The organism is Streptomyces sp. NBC_01210 (genome assembly GCF_036010325.1).
Classification (GTDB): Bacteria; Actinomycetota; Actinomycetes; order Streptomycetales; family Streptomycetaceae; genus Streptomyces.
Genome location: NZ_CP108549.1, coordinates 8,166,191 through 8,182,742, shown reverse-complemented (window position 1 = coordinate 8,182,742; position 16,552 = coordinate 8,166,191). Strand labels below are relative to the sequence as shown.

Below are 16,552 nucleotides of genomic sequence, written 5' to 3'. Positions count from 1 at the left end.
GATGTGGTGCCCACAAGGGGACGGGCCGCGGGTCAGCGGTCAACCCCCGGGGCGGTATCGGGCTCGATCCCGGCGGGCTCGTCGAGCGAGGCGAGTACCGAGAGCGGAACAGGCACGGCGAACGGACGGCGTTCGGCGGATGATTCCACGGCGCCCTCGCGGGCTGCCAGGCAAGCTACAGCCGTCCCGCACATACGCCCCTGGCACCAGCCCATGCCCGCCCGGGTCAGGAGTTTGACGGTGCGTGCGTCGCGGGCCCCGAGGTCGGCGATGGCTTCACGGATGCTTCCGGCGGATACTTCCTCACAGCGGCACACGTCCGTGTCGTCGGTCAGCCAGCCCGTCCAGCCCGGTCCCGGGGCATGGGCGACGGTCATCGCGTCGGCGAAGGCGCGCAGCCGGTCCCGGCGGCGTTGCAGCTCGCGCACGCGCCCCTCGCGGACGTGGTACCCGTACAGTCTGGCGGCTGACGCGAGCCCGGCCAGTTCCCCTTCCGCGCGGGCCAGCTGCGCGCCACCGACTCCCCCGGTCTCCCCCGCCGCCCACAGGCCAGGCACCGAGGTTTCCTGAAGGCCGTCCAGGGCCAGGGCGGATGTCCCGTCAGCCAAGGGGCGGGTGGCGCAGCCGAGTGTGGTGGCCAGCTCGATCTGCGGGGCAAGGCCGTGTCCCACAGCGAGCGCGTCGCACTCGATCCGCCGGCCCGCCCCCCGTACGGGCCGCCAGTCGCGGTCGAGCCGGGTGACGGTGACGGCCTCCACCCGGTCGGTGCCGTGCACCTCGGTGACCGCGCTGCGGGTGCGCAGCCGTACCCGGTGCCGCAGCAGAGCGGCACCGTGGACCGCCGCCTCGACCAGTTTCTGCGGGTTGGCCGCGAGCGCGCGGGGACGGCGGGCGTATCCCAGATAGCCGGACGCCTCGATCACGGCCGGGACCTGCGCGCCGGCGGCGGCCAGCGAGGAGGCGACCGCGAGCAGCAGGGGCCCGCTGCCCGCCACGACCACGCGCCTACCGGGCAGCACCAGGCCGGACTTGAGCATGGCCTGCGCTCCCCCGGCACCCACGACACCCGGCAAGGTCCAGCCGGGAAAGGGCAGTTGGCGTTCGTACGCCCCCGTCGCGAGCAGGACCGTCCGGGCCCGCACCCGCACCGACCGCTCTGCGGTGCCGTCGACCCCGGTGACGGCGTGCAGCGCCCACAGGCCGTTGTCCTCCTTGGCGACCGCCCAGACATGGTGTCCGTAGAGGTGGCTGACGTCGCTCTGCTCCAGGCGTCGGCGGAGCTCGGCGAAGGCAGCCCAGTCGTGGTGCAGGGCCTCGGGCCGCGCCGCCTTCAGGCTGGGCGCCGGATGCCGGTAGAACTGCCCACCGGTCTGGGACGAGGCGTCCAGCAGAGCTACGGACAGGCCGAGTTCGGCGGCGGTGACGGCGCCCGCGAGACCGGCGGAGCCCGCTCCGATCACCGCGAGGTCGTACGGGTCAGACGCTGAGGCCGGCATGGCCGTGTCCCTCCTGGGTGGTGATCACGTCGCCGGGACGGGCAGGCACCAGACAGGCTCTGCGGTTGGGCTCCCCGTTGATGACGGCGAGACAGTCGTAGCACTGGCCGATGCCGCAGAAGACACCCCGCGGGCGCCCCGCCTTGCGCGTGGTGCGCCAGGCGAGGATGCCCGCGGACCACAGGGCTGCGGCGACGGACTGCCCGGGCAGGGCGGTGACGGGACTGCCGTCCATCGTGATCTCGAACGATGGACCGGGGTTCGCCCCGACCAGGTCGGCGGGGGTACGGGCCACTGCGGGCCTCCTCTCGTAGCAGACGGGTCAAGCGGCGGCTTCGAAGCGGCCGGGATGGAACGGGCCCAGGTCCAGGGGAAGTTCACCGCCGTCCAGACAGCGTGCGACGATCAGCCCGGTGGCCGGAGCAAGCCCGATCCCCGCGCCTTCGTGACCGCAGGCGTGCAGCAGGCCGGGCACTCGCGGATCGGGGCCGATGGCAGGGAGATGGTCGGGCAGGTACGGCCGGAAACCCGCATACGTCCGCATCGCCCGGACCCCTGCCAGGACCGGGAACAGTGCGGTGGCCTGCGCCGCCAGGCGGCGCAGCACCTCGGTCGACAACGTACGGTCGAAGCCGACCCGCTCCCGGCTGGCACCGATCAGGACGGGGCCCGCCGGGGTGCCCTCGACCACGGCCGAGGTTTGCAGCGCGGCCGAACCGCTCACGACATCGGAGACATAGTCCGCGGAGTACACCTTGTGCCGCACCACGCGCGGCAGCGGTTCGGTGACAAGGACGAAACCGCGGCGGGGCAGCACGGGAAGCTCGACGCCCGCAAGCCGGGCCAGCTCGCCACCCCAGGCGCCGGCGGCGTTGACCACGTACGGGGCATGCACATCGCCGGCCACCGTATGCACTCCCCGCACCCGTCCGTCCGCCGTGGTGAGCAGGCCGGTGACCTCCTCGTCGAGCCTGAGGCGCACCCGGTCACCGCACGCGCGCAGCAGATGCGCGGCCGCCAGGGCCGGCATGACCTGCGCATCCTGGGCGTAGTGGAAGCCACCTGCCAGGCCGGGGGCCAGGTGCGGCTCCAGGTCCTTCAACCCGTCGCCCGGGACTTCCTCCGACCGCACACCGGCCTTCTCCTGTCCGGCCGCGAAGTCGCGCAGGGCTTGCATCCCGGCCTCCCCGGAGGCGACGACGAGGCCGCCCTTGGGTTCGTACTCGATCTGCGGCGGGAGCAGTTCGGCCAGCTCCCGCCACAACCCGGTGGACAGCACAGCGAGTTCGAGTTCGGGTCCGGGCTCCTTGTCGGAGACCAGGAGGTTGCCCTCGCCGGCACCCGTACTGCCGCCCGCGACGGGGCCGCGGTCGATCACGGTGACGGAGAGGCCGGCTCGAGCTGCGTAGTAGGCGCAGGCCGCGCCGACCACGCCCGCACCGACGACGATGACGTCCGAGGTGTTTCTTGTGAGCACAGCAGTAATATTTCACATAGCACTGACGATGCCAAGGGTTTCGCGCGATCCGCCCGCCGCATCGGGTCGGTCGTCGCCCCCCCTGCTCGGCCATCTCATTCTGGCCGTAAAGGAACTGCTGCCCCACTCCGAAGTGACCTCGCGCTGTCAGTACTCCCCCACGACTCTGCTCGACGATCTTGCGGCGGGCCGCTTGGAAGCGACGGTGCTCGGCGACCATCCCGACCAGGAGCTACCGCCACTCGAAGGCGTGGTGCTCAACCCGATCGTCACCGAGCCCGTATTCGCCCTCCTGCCGACGGCCCACCCGCTGGCGGCGCAGGAGGAGGTCTCTCTGGCTCAACTCATGGACGAGGACTGGGCAGTTCCCCGCCCCGACAGCGACCGCACCCGCGAATACTGGTCGTCCGTCTGCGCTCAGGCAGGTCGCCGTCCGTTCACTCCGTACGAAGCCGAGGGACGGCAGTTGATCGAGATCGTACGGGCCGGCTTGGCCGTCAGCCTCTGCCAGGCCACCTTCATCGAGGCCCCGGGCGTCGCTGTCCGTCCCCTCGCCGGAAATCCTCTGTGGTACCGGCATGTTCTGGCCTGGCACCGCGACGGCGCTCTCGCCGCACACGGTGCCGAAATCCACCGCAGAGTCGCCGCCGGCTATCTGGACACCTGTGCCGCCAGCCCTGCGTACGCACGCTGGCGAGAACGGCATCCGCAATCGGCCGGATCGGCGGAGACCAGAACCTGAGCCCATGGGCGAGGGGCACGCGGCTGACGAAGCCGTTGTCGCAGCCGGAGGTGGCTGTCGAGCAGCATTGCGGTCCGGCGCCTTGTCGTGGACAGTTGCTCTCGGTACAGAGAGCCGAACGCTTGGAGGAGAGGTCGGACCGGTATGAGAGGACCGCTGCTGCACCGGCGGTTTCCGCAGCTGGTCACCTCATTGCCGTACCTCCCGCTCGGCGATCGGCCGACGCCCGTACGCGAGCTGACCGGTTTGGCACACGGGGTCTCGCTGTGGTGCAAGGACGAGAGCGGGTTCGGCTCGGGCGGGTGGGGTGGCAACAAGATCCGCAAGCTTGAGTGGATCCTCCCCGATGTGCAACGCCGTGGGACACGAACCATCCTCACAGTGGGTGGACTCGGTACGAACTGGGGCCTGGCCACGGCTCTTTACGCTCGGGAGCAGGGCCTGACCACCGCGCTCGCCCTGATCGACCAGCCGGTCGACGACCATGTCCGGGCACAACTGGAGCGGCTTCGACGGTCCGGTGCCACCCTGCACTTCACCCGTACCAAGAATCAGACAATCGCCGCCGCCCCCTGGCTCTTCCTTCGCCATGCCACGGGGAGACGGCTGCCGTACTTCCTGCCGGCGGGCGGATCCGCACCGGTCGGTACGCTCGGCTACGTCGAAGCAGCCCTCGAGCTCGCGGCCCAGGTAGCGGACGGCGCCCTGCCGGAACCCTCGCATGTGGTCACCGCCGTCGGCTCAGGAGGTACGGCCGCGGGACTGGCTCTCGGCCTCCGGCTGGCAGGGCTGCGCCGCACGCGAGTGGTGGGCGTGGTCGTCAACCACACGCTGCAGCTGGACGCGCAAGCCGTGGTCACGCTGGCCAGGAAAACCGAGCGTTTGCTTCGCAGGCGGGGCGCGAACCTTCCTCCGATCCAGATCGCGCCGGATGACGTGACGATGGTGCGGGACTGGCTGGGCCCGGGCTACGGTTACGCCACACCGCAGGCCGTTGAGGCGCAGCGACTCGCCGCCGACAGTGCGCACATGGAGCTTGAGCCCGTGTACACGGCGAAAGCGCTGGCTGCCCTGCTCGCGATGGCGGCCGACGGTCGCCTCGGCACTGTTCTGTTCCTGCATACCCACGGCCCCAGGGACGGCCTCTGAGCACCTCCGGCTCACCTCGACAACACCTCCGCGGTGCATTCGATGCAGCGCATCGGGCGGGCCGCCGGCGCCAGGTGAGCAACTCCGCGTCGAGGTCTGCCGGTTCCCACCGGACATCGTCCGCGGGAAACAGCGGACGAAGGTTCCGGATCGGCGTCAGCCCTGGCCGGACCTGCGCTGCGGGTCCGGCCAGGGCATGAGTGGGACAGTCTTCATCGACGACGTGCGGTCTCCTGGCGAGTGCGCGTCCGGAGCAGCACGATGCCTGCGATCAGCAGCACAGCTCCGGCCGCCGAAGGCCACAGCTGGGCGCCAGTAGCCGCAAGCCCGTCCGGTCCGGCTTGTCGCTCGCTGCTGCCGTCAGGCGCCAGGCCGTTCTCACCGGCGTCCGGCGGGCTCTGCGCGCCAGGCGTACCGGCAGCCGAACCCGCCGCAACCTCAGGCTTGTCCACACCACCCGCAGTATCCGGCGAACCCGTCACACCAGGCTTACCAGCCGAACCCGCCGCAACCTCAGGCTTCTCCACACCACCCGCAGTATCCGGCGAACCCGTCACACCAGGCTTACCAGCCGAACCCGCCGCAACCTCAGGCTTCTCCACACCACCCGCAGTATCCGGCGAACCCGTCACACCAGGCTTACCAGCCGAACCCGCCGCAACCTCAGGCTTCTCCACACCACCCGCAGTATCCGGCGAACCCGTCACACCAGGCTTACCAGCCGAACCCGCCGCAACCTCAGGCTTCTCCACACCACCCGCAGTATCCGGCGAACCCGTCACACCAGGCTTACCAGCCGAACCCGCCGCAACCTCAGGCTTGTCCACACCAGCGGCCGGAGGGGCGGCGGGGCCGCCGGGGCCGCACTCTCGTCCGTCGTTGATGCAACGCACCACCTCCCGCATGAGGTTGTCGTCGAAGACGTTGATGAAGTCGCCGTGGTCGGTGACCGGCTTGTGCAGCTGCTCAGGGAAGGAGTCGACCGCGAACACCGCCGGCTTTTCCCCGTCGAAAACCGGCGGCGGCACGTCGTAGACGATCCGCTGCACGAGCTGCGGAATGGCCCGGAAGCCGCTCGGGCAGCGGCCGTTCTGGTCGGCGAAGGCCACGTGCGTGCGGTGGTTGGCGCTGTCGGTGTTCTGACCGTCCCAGCAGCTCTGGAACTTGAAGGCACGGACCACTTGGCTGCCCTCGGGGCAGACTGGGTACTTGTCCTTCAGCTGGCGGTCCTCGAAGCCGGTGCAGCTCCAGGAGGCGTTGGCATTCGCGTTGCCGTTGACGAAGGCTTTGGCGTCACCGGTGATGATCCGCAGGAAGCGGGGCATCGCGGTGACCTTGTCGACCGGGCTGCCCGCGAAGTTCAGCGTGACCTGGGCCGGAGTCTGGATCTCGCCGACGTTCTGGTCCTTGCCGCCACCGTCCGCGTCCGCGTCGGCCTCCTTCTGGCCGTTCTGCAGGCGCAGGACGGGCCAGTAGTAGGTCGACTTGTCACCCTGGTCGCGGCACGTGGTCCGGCCGTTGGCGAGATCGTCGTCGCTCGCGAAGGCGTCATTGGCCTGGTTACCCACATAGTCGTGCACGTGGTGCGCACCGTTGCTCACACCGGGCGCCACGATCACGTTGTCCGGGTTGAACTTGCCGTTCGCGTTGACACCGCAGTCGGTGGAGAAGGTGCCGCGGGAGGCGTTGCGGAGCGTGCGCGGGTTGCGGACATTCGGCTTGACGGACTGGATGTCGACGAAGTCGGACGCCTCAGGGCCGTTGTCCGCCTGGCCACCGTTGCCGTTGCCGTTGCCCTGGTCGCCGTTGCCGTTGTTCTGGCCGTCGCCCTGGTCCTGCCCCTGGCCGTCGCCCTCACCGGCGTTGGCCCTGTCTGCGTCATCCACTTGAAGAGTGCATGGGGCCATCGGATCCAGTCCCTGCGGGCGCTTCCCTGCCGCACGGCTGATGGCTACGGCTATGCGGTCGATGCTTGCTGCGCGCTTGTTCTTCAGCGGCTCGAGGACAGCGTTCTGGGCGAACAGCGGATCCCGCTCCATCTGCTCCTTCTCGTCGACGAACCGCTGATAGGCCTCGGTGATCTGGCTGTCCAGCGTGGCAAGTTCGCGGTCGACCTCCAGCCTGGCCCCATCCGGTACTTCCGGCAGCCCGTTCGCAACCTCAGGACACTTGATCGTGGACGCGGAGGGTCCGGCGCTCCGGGTCTGATTCTGCTGTTGTCCGTTCCATTCGCCGGGCCAGGGGCCCCGTCCCTCGCCGGCGGAGGCGTAGGAGTTGACCGCGATGAGGCCACCCCCGCCCAGCATGAGCGCGATCGAGGCAACGACTGCTCTTTTGCCTCTCTTTGAGCGTCTTCGCACTGTACGCCTCATTGGAACTCCTATGTTTCATTGCCGGTCGGCCGTTAACATGCGCTGGCTGAGGGAGAAGCGCTGTGCTACGTACGGAAGAGACCCACGAAGTGTTCAACGGCGAACAGCAATTCGTAGCAACCTCCAGCAATGGAGGTGCCTGAGGCGGAATCCGAGGCAGCCCGAAGCGGCTTCGGAGGGTGGCACGCGCCCTGCCAGTGGACCGCGAGGCGAAGGCTCGCCACTGTGCTCAGCGGCGCACCGCTACCGCCTCCACCGGAGCCTCCGATGCGGTCGCATTCGACGCGCACAACCCCGGCCAGGCACGGATCATCGTCCTCTGGATCGCCGACGGCGCCACCGGGCAGGCAGCCGGACATGCGGGCCCGGTCCGCGCCGACCGTCCTCGACGGCCGGCCGGAGGCCGTCACGGGCGACGGACACAAGAGCCGCGTCGCCGAACCGGGAACCGTTCATCCAGCACACAAACCGCCCTGGGCCGTGCAGTCCACCAACGCCGCCGGTGACAGAACCCGGACGGGGTACCGACCGTGACCTGGACGCTTGCTGGCTCGATTCCGTTGGAAGCTGTCATGAGTGCCACTGGGGAGCGGCGGACCGGCTGTCTAGCGTCGGTGGCGAACCCGGCACAGACCGGTTCGCATCCATCCCGAATGGAACACAAATGCACGCCCAGATCGTCTTGTTCGACGGCTTCGACCCGCTCGACGTCATTGCCCCCTACGAGGTCCTGTACGCCGGCGGCACCGCCTCCGCCGGCGCGGTGACGGTGGAGCTGGTCTCCGCCGAGGGGGCGCGCGAAGTGGCCAGCGGTACCGGCGACCTGACCTTGCGGGCGACGGCCCGCCTCGATCCCGAGCGCGCCGACCTCGTCCTGGTCCCCGGCGCGTCGGGCCGCGTCGAGGAGGACGACGGGAAGCCGGGACCGGACTCTGGCCGGCAGTCGGAGGACGAAGCAATTCCCGTCCTGCTGGGCCGCACCCTGGAAACCGGCCTGCCGCCCCTGCTGAAGTCCGCCATGGAACGCCCCGGGGTAACCGTGAGCGCGGTGTGCGGCGGCTCGCTCGTCCTGGCCATGGCCGGCCTCCTGGAGGGCCGCAACGCGACCACTCACCACATGGGTATGGACCTGCTGGACGCCACCGGTGTGCGAGCGGTGCCCGCGCGCGTCGTCGACGACGGTGACCTCGTCACCGGCGCCGGCGTCACCTCGGGCCTGGACCTGGCCCTGTACCTGCTGGAGCGCGAGGTGGGTCCCAAGGTCGCTCATGCCGTCGAGGAACTGTTCTCCTACGAGCGCCGAGGCATCGTCTGGCGCGACCAGGGTCCGACCCCCGCCGCCTTCTGAGACACCCCTTTCGCTTCTTCCCTTGTGCCGCGCCCGCGTACCATCCCGTAAGGAAGCCCCGCATGTCCGTCGAAGGAACCTGGGACCTGAACATCTCGACCCCCATCGGCACCATCACGGCCGTCGTCTACCTCCACTTGGCGAACGGCGCCCTGACGGGTACCGCCCACGGCGCCGGAGAGGACGTCGCTCTGAACAACCTGGCGCTCGACGGCGACCGCCTCACCTGGACCCAGTCGATCGCCAAGCCCCTGAGGCTGAACCTCGGCTTCGCCGTCACGGTCGACGGAGACACCATGACCGGCAGCTCCAAGGCCGGCCGCCTGCCCGCCTCCAAGGTCACCGGCCACCGCCGCACCGGTCGAGCCAGGGATGTATCCCGACGATGACCATCGTCGTGCCAACACGATGCGTGATTTCAGTCCGCCGCAGGGCCGTCCGTCGTGTCCGTCGACGGCCGATGGGCGGGCCACGCGTTGAGGGCGCTTGCCAGCTGGGCGCGCGAACGGACGTCCAGTTTCTGGTAGATGCGGGTGAGCCGCGCCTCGACCGTCTTCACGCTGAGGTACAGCTTCGCCGCCGCCTCCTGGTTGCTGGCCCCCTGGCCGACCAGCAGCGCGAGCCGCAGCTCCGCCTCCGTGAGGGAGGACACGGCGCCGCCGCGGGCCGGGGCGGGTTCGGTCGTACGGGACGGTGTCTCCGTCACCAGTGCCAGCCAGGGCGACGCCCCCGCCCGTTCGAAGACCGCGGCCGCGGCCTGCAGCGCGTTCTGCGCGGCCGACCGTCTGCGGCGGCGGCGTTCGACCCGGGCGAGCGCGATCAGCGCCCGTCCGCGTGCCAGCGGCAGCCCCGCCGCCGCGAAGCGATCGGCGGTCTCGGTCAGCAGCCCCGCCGCCTCATCGGGCTTTCCGACCGCCGCCAGATGCAGGGCGTACGCGCGGTCGCAGCCGAGCAGCACCGTTGCGCGGCCCAGTCGTTCGGCGACGGGACGCACATCGGCGAGCAGGGCCGCGGCCTCCTCGGGGGCATCGCTCGCGATCAGCGCCTCGGCCAGCTCCTCGTGCCAGCGCAGCATGGAGGGGTCGACCGTCGACTGGGCGCGCTCACCGGACTGCACCCGGCGCAGGGTCTCCAGGGCGTTCGCCACATCCCCGGTCACGAGCTGGACCCGGCCGAGTGCGTACAGGCTTCGGGAGAGGAAGACATGGTCGCCCTCCTCCTCGGATGCCTGGACACTGCGCCGGGCGTAGCTCGCGGCGCGGGCGAAACTGCCGCCGGCGCTCTCCGCGAGAGCCAGCGTGTACCAGGCGGGCCCCGGCGAGAGGCCGGCCTCCAGCGTGAGTGCGAGCGACCGCCCGGCGTGCGCGAGCGACGCCGCGCACTGCCCCTGCCGGGCGTCGATCTCCGCGAGCGTATGGAACAGCTCGATGGCGTCCTCCACCGGGCCACGGCGCTCGACCAGCGGCAGCAGGGCGTTGAGCTGGTCGCGGGCGTCGGTGAGCCGGTCGTCGAACAGCGCATGGCGGATCGTCAGGATCTGTGCGGCGTTACGGATGCCCAGCGGCCGCACGACCATCTCGAGGGCTCGTGCCTCGGTGAGGACCTGCTCCGCGTCCGGCGAGCCCAGGACGCGGTCCATGCGCGCCTGGACGGTCAGCGCCGTGGCCGCCGTCATCCAGTCGCCGACCGAAGAGGCCAGCACCGCGGACTCGACGGCGGCGGCCCGGGAGCGTACGGGATCACCGTCGGCCAGCACGTGCTTCACTGCCAGCCGCAGCTGGACGGCCGCCCGCAGCGCCGTGTCGCCCTCGGAGTCCTCCATGGCGTGGACGTAGATCTCGTCGAGGTCGGTCAGTCCCTGCCCGGCCGTGTCCAGCACCGCGAGTCGCGCGCGAACCCGGTCGGCGGGTGCGGCGTCGCGGGCGAGGAGATCGGTGGCGGCGCGCATCGCCAGGTCCGCGCGGGCGGCGCGGGCGGCTTCCTCGGCGGCGTCGACGAGCCGGGCAAGCCGCTGCGCGCTGTACCGGCCGGGCGTGGACTCGGCGGCGAGCAGGGCGAGTTCGGCGGCCAGTGCGCTGTTCCCGCGGCGTCGTGCCGTGTCGGCCGCGGCCGCGACCTCCGCTGCCAGTTGCTCGTCGGGGGTGTCCGTGGCCAGCGCCCGGTGCCGTACGGCCTCGACGGGGTCGTCCACGACCCGCGCGAGAGCCGCATGACCGTCGCTGCGCTCGGCCCAGTCGGCGTCGTGCACCAGCGTGGAGGGCAGCAGCCCTGCCGTGAACGCGACCGTGCCGTCCTCCGTCAGTGAGATGAGATTCGCCCGCTCGGCGGCGGCGAGGTCGGCCTCGGCCGTGGGGCGGCCCGTGCGGCGGATCAGCGAAGCCGTCGGGCGCAGCGCGAGTGCGGCCAGCAGGAGCGTGTCACGCACGGCGGGGGAAGCGGCGCCGAGCAGTTGACGTGCGAGATCGCGTGCGCGCCCGGACAGGGACAGGGCCTCGGCGTGGTGCACCGGCGTCCTGGCGTCGGCGAGGGACCGGCCGACGGCGAGGGCGAGACGCGGATTGCCGCCGCTGGCCTTGTGGATACGGCCCGCCATCCGGGACGGCAGCCGGTGGTGGAAGAGGAGTTCGGCGATCTCGTCGGCGTGCAGCGGCGCTACGTTCAGGACGTCGGCCTCGGACGGCACCCACAGGGGCTCCGGGCAGGCAGCGTCCAGTGCCGGCGTACTCGTGGTGGATGCGTCAGGTCCGTATGCCGCCGGGGTCTCGACGGCGACGACGCGTAGCGCCGATGGAGCCAGATGCAGGGCGAACCGCAGCAGGTCGGCGCTGTCGGCGTCGATGCGCTGGACGCCGTCGACGACGAGCAGGACGGGGCCGTGTGCGGCGAGCGTCCGCAGGATCTGGGCGAGGGCGAGCCGCAGGGCGATGGGGTCCCAGCCGTTGTCGGGCACGGGCGCCTCGCGGCACAGCATGGCGACGGCGGTCCGCTGCGGTCCGGGCAGTCCCCCGAGGACGTCGGAGCTGCCGGGGCTGCCGTCGGGCCGGACCGCGGGCCAGGACGCGCAGGCCGAAATGGTCGCGACCAGGGCGGCGGCGGCCGCGCCGGGTATGTCCCGGTCGGCGGGCAGTGTGGCGAGCCAGAGTACGGTCTCGCCGCGGGACTCGGCGCGCGCGGCGGCGGCCAGGGCGACCTCCGTCTTGCCCACCCCGGCAGGGCCGGTGAGCAGGGCGCGCCCGCGGGTGTGCAGGACCCGGTCGAGCCGAGTGAGGAGCTCCCCCCGCCCGACCGGTGCAGGGCGGTGCGCCGCCGTTGTCACCTCCCCACCACCCCCCTTGTGGCCTGCGCGGGACTCTGCCCGTTGAGAGCAGAGCATACGAATCAGGCCACCGCAGTCCAGGCTGTGTGTCCGGCATACGGACAGGCCCGCCCGGACAGGCGGCGGGGCGCGCCCGCGGCGATATGCCGCGAACGCGCCTCTGACCAGCTGTGATGCGGTTGTTTGGGGTGGTTCAGAAGGTGAGGCTCCAGGAGTCGATGTAGCCGGTGTCACCCGATGCCACATCGCGGACCTGCAGCTTCCAGGTGCCGCCTGCCACCTCGCTGGACGCGTCGACCGTGTACGTCGCAAGGACGTTGTCGGCGCTGTCGGACGACGACGAGGTCTTGAGGTTGCGCACCGTGCCGTCCGGCGCGATCAGGTCGATGGCCAGGTCGCCGCGCCAGGTGTGCTTGATGTCGACGTTGACCTTGAGGGCAGCGGGGGCGTTGCCGGAGAGGCCGGTGACGGCGATCGACGAGCTGACGGTCGAGTTGTCCGCGATCGTCACGTCCGCCGTGTTGCTGAACGTCGTGCCGCCGGTGGTGCCGGTGACGGCGTTCACGGTCTTCGCCGCGTCGGCGATGCCGGTGCCGCAGCCGCCGGTGCAGGTGCCCGGCAGTGGCCTGGCGTTGCTCTTGATCGCGGCCTCGATTTCGACCGGGGTCAGAGTGCTCTTGGCCGACTTGAGTAGCGCGGCCAGCCCGGCGATGTGCGGGGCGGCCATCGAAGTGCCCTGGTAGGGCTTGTAGTTCTCGGTCGATTGGGTGGTGGCCCCGGAGTTCAGCGTGGAGAGGATGCCGTTTTCGGGGGTGGTGACGGTGCCCGGGGTGTCGGTGGCGCGGCGGGTCTCGCCGCCGGGAGCCGACACATCGACGATGGAGCCGAAGTTCGAGTAGAACGAGCGGTTGCCCTCGCGACTGGTGGACGCCACGTTGATGATGCCCGAGCAGTTGGCCGGGGTGAAGCCGGAGGCGTTGGCGTTGCTGTTGCCCGCCGCCACGACGACCGTGGTGCCGCGCGACACCGCGCCGTTGATCGCGTTCTGGTAGACGCTGGGGCAGGTGGCGCTGGCGCCGCCGAGGCTCATGTTGATGACCTTGGCCGGGTTCGGGTTCGCCGGGACGCCCGGGACGGTACCGCCGGACGCCCAGGTGATCGCGTCGGCGATGTCCGCGGAGGAGCCGCCGCACTTGCCGAGCACGCGGACCGGCTGGATCTTCGCGTTGTACGCGATACCCGCAACGCCCTTGCTGTTGCCCGCCGTTGCCGCAATGGTGCCCGCGACGTGGGTGCCGTGCCAGGAGGAGTTGCTCGCCTTGGAACCGGTGCCGCACTCGCCGTCGGTCGCGCTCCAGTCGCCCTCGTCCTTGGCGTCGCTGTCCCGGCCGTTGCCGTCCCGGGCGTCCGCGGCGGTCGAGATGAAGTCGTAGCCGGACACGACATTGGCGGCCACGTCCGTGTGGGCGGCGTAGCCGGTGTCGATGACGGCGACGGTGACGCCGCTGCCGGTGGTCTTGTCCCAGGCGCCGGGCACGTTCATGCCGCCGGTGGCCTCGAACAGGTCCCACTGCTTGGTGTACTCGGTGTCGTTCGGGGTGACCGCCATCGCGTAGGCGCGGATGTCGGGTTCCACGGACGCGACCGACGGATCGGCGCGGAAGGCGTCGAGGACCTCGGCGAGGTCATTCTTGGACGCCTTGCCACCGAGGTTGACCAGGGCGGCACCGCCGGCGAGCCGACGCTCGAACGACAGGCTCTCGCCGGTCTCGGCGGCCTTGGCCGTTGCGTCGGTCTTGGCCGCCGTGTTGGAAGTGGCCTCGGACGTCTTGGACTTGTAGGTGACGATAACCTTCTCGACCGGTGCGGTCGGCAGTGCGGTCATCGACTGGGAAGCCGGAGCGGGCTTCGGTGAGGGCGGCGGCGGGGTGGCGGCGAGTGCCACGGAGTACGTGGCGGCGACGGCGGCGATCGTCGCGCTCGCGGCCACGACGGATATGAGTCTCCGTCTGGAACCGTTCAAGGTGTTCCCTTTCAACTGACGGTGCGGAGCGCGGGCGGGCGGCGCGGGAACCGCGGTTCGCTGTGGGGGTGCGATCCGCGGTTCCCTGGGCCGGGTCGCCCTTGCGTCGCCGTCGGCGCGACGGCCCCTGGTCAAGGGCCGTCCCCGACGGAACCCATGACTTACATGCACCTGACATCAAACAGTCAGGAGATGAGATCCGCCGGTGCGGCAGACAGTAGGGAACGGGGAGATGAACCCGATACGGGGAAAACCCTTGTCACCCCCGTGGGAGCCCCGGGGAGGGTTCGGAGCGCGCCGGGGGCCGGGAGGCGGGGCGAGGCGCGCGAGCTGACGAACTGTCGGTCATTCGGGGCGACACCGGCTCACTCCGCGCGACGTGTGTGTGGCAGGGTGTCGCGGCGCGCGGAGCGGCGGATTGTCAGTGGGGGCTGGCATGCTGAAATCGACTGACCCCGTCCGTCATCCACATCCGTCATCCACCGCGCACTCGCGGGAGGAGAATTGCGATGCTGACTACCACATACGTCACGGGCTCGCCGAACTGGCTGGACCTGGGAAGCCCCGACATCGACGCGGCCGCCGCCTTCTACGGGGCACTGTTCGGCTGGGAGCTGCAGAGCTTGGGACCGGAGGCCGGGGGGTACGGTTTCTTCCAGCTGGACGGGAAGACCGTCGCCGCGATCGGCCCGCTCACCGAGGAGGGCGCGTCCTCGGCGTGGACGCCGTACTTCCTGACGGCCGACGCCGACGCCACGACCAGAGCCGTAGAGCGGGCCGGCGGCACCGTCCGTCTCCAGCCGATGGAGGTCTTCACCGAAGGCCGGATGGCGGCGTACACCGACCCGACCGGCGCCGACTTCGCGGTCTGGCAGCCCGGTGACACCAAGGGCCTGGGCGCGGTCACCGATGTGAACACCTTGTCCTGGACCGAGCTGTACACCACGGACGCTGCCGCCGCGAAGGACTTCTACCGCTCCGTGTTCTCGTGGGACTACAAGGACATGCCGTTCGCGAGCGTCACCTACAGCGTCGTCTCCCCGTCGGGCGGCGGCCAGGAGGCCACGCAGGGCGGGATCATGCAGCTCCCGAAGGAGAACCTGGAGGCGGGTTCCCGCTCGGAGTGGCATCCGTACTTCGAAGTGGTCGACGTCGACGCCACCTTCGCCGAGGCCACCCGACAGGGTGCCACCCCGCTCATCCCGCCGATGGACGCGGAGGGCGTGGGCCGCCTGGCCATGTTCACCGACCCTTTCGGTGCGCCTGTGGCCGTCATCCGCGGCGCTGCCCGCTGAGTCCGCGGCCCGGACGGTCGGACGAAGTTGTTGCCGCCCAGGGTGGAGCAGCCGTACAAGGTCGACGGGGGCCTGCGCGGCCACCGGGAGCGAGGTCGGCAGTACCGGGCGCCCGCCGGGGGGACACAACAGGGTCATGTCGACACCGCGCGTAGAGCTCGGAGCCGACGGACATCGCTTCCTTGGGGGCCGATGTCACAGCCGCGAGGTGAGCCGAACCGTTCACCTGCCGGGGGCCCGCTCCGGGGCAGGACGCTGAACGGGGAGCCGTAGCGCCGCCCCGGCGCCCCGGGCGACAGCCCGCACGAACCTTGGAGCGCTGAGTACAGATGAGCAGCAGCCCCGCCGATGCCCCCGATCCCCCGCCGGCCAATCCCGGCAATGGGCCCGCCGTCTCTCGTCAGGAGTTCGACAGACTCTTCGACGCGGTGTGCACGTGGGGCCGCTGGGCTGCGGCCGACCGCGGCGCCTGGAACAGGGTGACATCGGGCCATGTGCAGCGGGCCACCGCCCTGATCCGGTCCGGGACGGTCGTGCCGATGGGGCTGCCCTGGAACACCCTGCCCGGACCGGACAACAGCAAGCCCGCATTGCACTACATGTCCGACCTCGGCGACGTGGAGGCACCGGAACCCTCCACCCACAAGGACTTCATTGCCATGGATTACCACGGCAAGGGCGTGAGCCATCTCGACGCGCTGTCACACATCGCCTACCGAGGGCAGCTCTACGACGGCCGTGCGGCGCGCGAGGTCGTTGATGCCGGGGGTGCCCGCTTCGGCGCGGTGCCAGCACTCGGCCCCCTCGTCACCAAGGGCGTACTCCTCGACCTGCCCGCCGTCCTCGGGATCACATGGCTGGAGCCTGGCCACGCACTGCACGCGCAGGACATCATCGCCGCTGAGAAGGCACTCGATGTGACGATCGGGGACGGCGATGCGGTGCTGCTGCGCTCCGGCCGCTTCCGCCGCCGCCGGGAAATCGGCCCCTGGAACCCTGACGTGGCGAGCGCGGGCTTGCACGTGGACGCCATGCCGCTGCTGGCCGAGCGTGCCATTTCCCTGCTCGGCGGCGACGGGGACAGCGATGTACGACCCTCGCCGGTCGAAGGCCTGCACTCTCCGGTCCACGCGCTCGCCATCACCGCCATGGGAGTGCCGCTGCTGGACAATCTCGACCTCGAAGCACTCTCCGCCAGCTGCGCCGAGGCGGGCCGTTACGAATTCATGCTCGTCGTGACGCCGCTGAACGTACCCGGCGGGACAGGCTCGCCCGTCAACCCGGTCGCGGTCCTGTGATGGCCGGCCGCCACCGTCGCCTCGCGCCGGCCGCCG

12 protein-coding genes are annotated in these 16,552 nt (G+C 70.7%); 6 read left to right on the top strand and 6 right to left on the bottom strand.

Translation table 11 applies throughout. The features are described from left to right. Positions 1-32 precede the first annotated feature (32 nt). Genes OG735_RS36885 through OG735_RS36875 form a run of 3 tightly spaced genes read right to left on the bottom strand, consistent with a single transcriptional unit; the run spans position 33 to position 2,973 of the window. Entirely contained in the window at positions 33-1,496 is a 1,464-nt protein-coding gene (locus OG735_RS36885; RefSeq protein ID WP_327327492.1) for an NAD(P)/FAD-dependent oxidoreductase, read from the bottom strand. Beyond that, positions 1,477-1,791, bottom strand: a complete 315-nt coding sequence (locus tag OG735_RS36880; protein ID WP_327327491.1) for a (2Fe-2S)-binding protein — start codon at positions 1,789-1,791, stop codon at positions 1,477-1,479. Before OG735_RS36880 ends, OG735_RS36885 begins: the two co-directional genes overlap by 20 nt. Before the next feature lie 27 nt (positions 1,792-1,818). Continuing rightward, positions 1,819-2,973: an NAD(P)/FAD-dependent oxidoreductase gene (locus OG735_RS36875; protein ID WP_327327490.1), complete on the bottom strand. Its 1,155-nt coding sequence runs from the start codon at positions 2,971-2,973 to the stop codon at positions 1,819-1,821. A gap of 28 nt (positions 2,974-3,001) precedes the next feature. Here OG735_RS36875 and OG735_RS36870 point away from each other — a divergent pair, with 28 nt between their 5' ends. Both OG735_RS36870 and OG735_RS36865 read left to right on the top strand, forming a co-directional pair. Continuing rightward, positions 3,002-3,715: a LysR family substrate-binding domain-containing protein gene (locus OG735_RS36870; RefSeq protein ID WP_327327489.1), complete on the top strand. Its 714-nt coding sequence runs from the start codon at positions 3,002-3,004 to the stop codon at positions 3,713-3,715. Between the two features lie 144 nt (positions 3,716-3,859). After that, positions 3,860-4,864 carry a pyridoxal-phosphate dependent enzyme gene (locus OG735_RS36865; protein ID WP_327327488.1) on the top strand — a complete coding sequence of 335 codons (1,005 nt, stop codon included), beginning with the start codon at positions 3,860-3,862 and terminating at the stop codon, positions 4,862-4,864. A 212-nt stretch (positions 4,865-5,076) separates the two neighbouring features. Here the strand turns inward: OG735_RS36865 and OG735_RS36860 are convergent, their stop codons facing one another. After that, positions 5,077-7,236, bottom strand: a complete 2,160-nt coding sequence (locus OG735_RS36860; RefSeq protein WP_442812549.1) for a DUF1996 domain-containing protein — start codon at positions 7,234-7,236, stop codon at positions 5,077-5,079. Between the two features lie 664 nt (positions 7,237-7,900). On the opposite strand from OG735_RS36860, the gene OG735_RS36855 reads away from it, so the two are divergent. Next, positions 7,901-8,584: a DJ-1/PfpI family protein gene (locus tag OG735_RS36855; RefSeq protein WP_327327486.1), complete on the top strand. Its 684-nt coding sequence runs from the start codon at positions 7,901-7,903 to the stop codon at positions 8,582-8,584. Between the two features lie 62 nt (positions 8,585-8,646). After that, positions 8,647-8,973 carry a hypothetical protein gene (locus OG735_RS36850; RefSeq protein ID WP_327327485.1) on the top strand — a complete coding sequence of 109 codons (327 nt, stop codon included), beginning with the start codon at positions 8,647-8,649 and terminating at the stop codon, positions 8,971-8,973. A 29-nt stretch (positions 8,974-9,002) separates the two neighbouring features. Here the strand turns inward: OG735_RS36850 and OG735_RS36845 are convergent, their stop codons facing one another. Next, entirely contained in the window at positions 9,003-11,900 is a 2,898-nt protein-coding gene (locus OG735_RS36845; RefSeq protein WP_327327484.1) for a helix-turn-helix transcriptional regulator, read from the bottom strand. Between the two features lie 193 nt (positions 11,901-12,093). Continuing rightward, positions 12,094-13,890 carry a S8 family peptidase gene (locus OG735_RS36840; protein ID WP_327327483.1) on the bottom strand — a complete coding sequence of 599 codons (1,797 nt, stop codon included), beginning with the start codon at positions 13,888-13,890 and terminating at the stop codon, positions 12,094-12,096. 542 nt (positions 13,891-14,432) lie between these two features. Between OG735_RS36840 and OG735_RS36835 the strand changes: the two genes are divergently transcribed. Together OG735_RS36835 and OG735_RS36830 are read left to right on the top strand one after the other, a co-directional pair. After that, positions 14,433-15,218, top strand: a complete 786-nt coding sequence (locus OG735_RS36835) for a VOC family protein (protein ID WP_327327482.1) — start codon at positions 14,433-14,435, stop codon at positions 15,216-15,218. 329 nt (positions 15,219-15,547) lie between these two features. Further along, positions 15,548-16,516, top strand: coding sequence for a cyclase family protein (locus OG735_RS36830; RefSeq protein ID WP_327327481.1), 969 nt, complete (start codon positions 15,548-15,550; stop codon positions 16,514-16,516). The last annotated feature ends 36 nt before the right edge of the window (positions 16,517-16,552 follow it).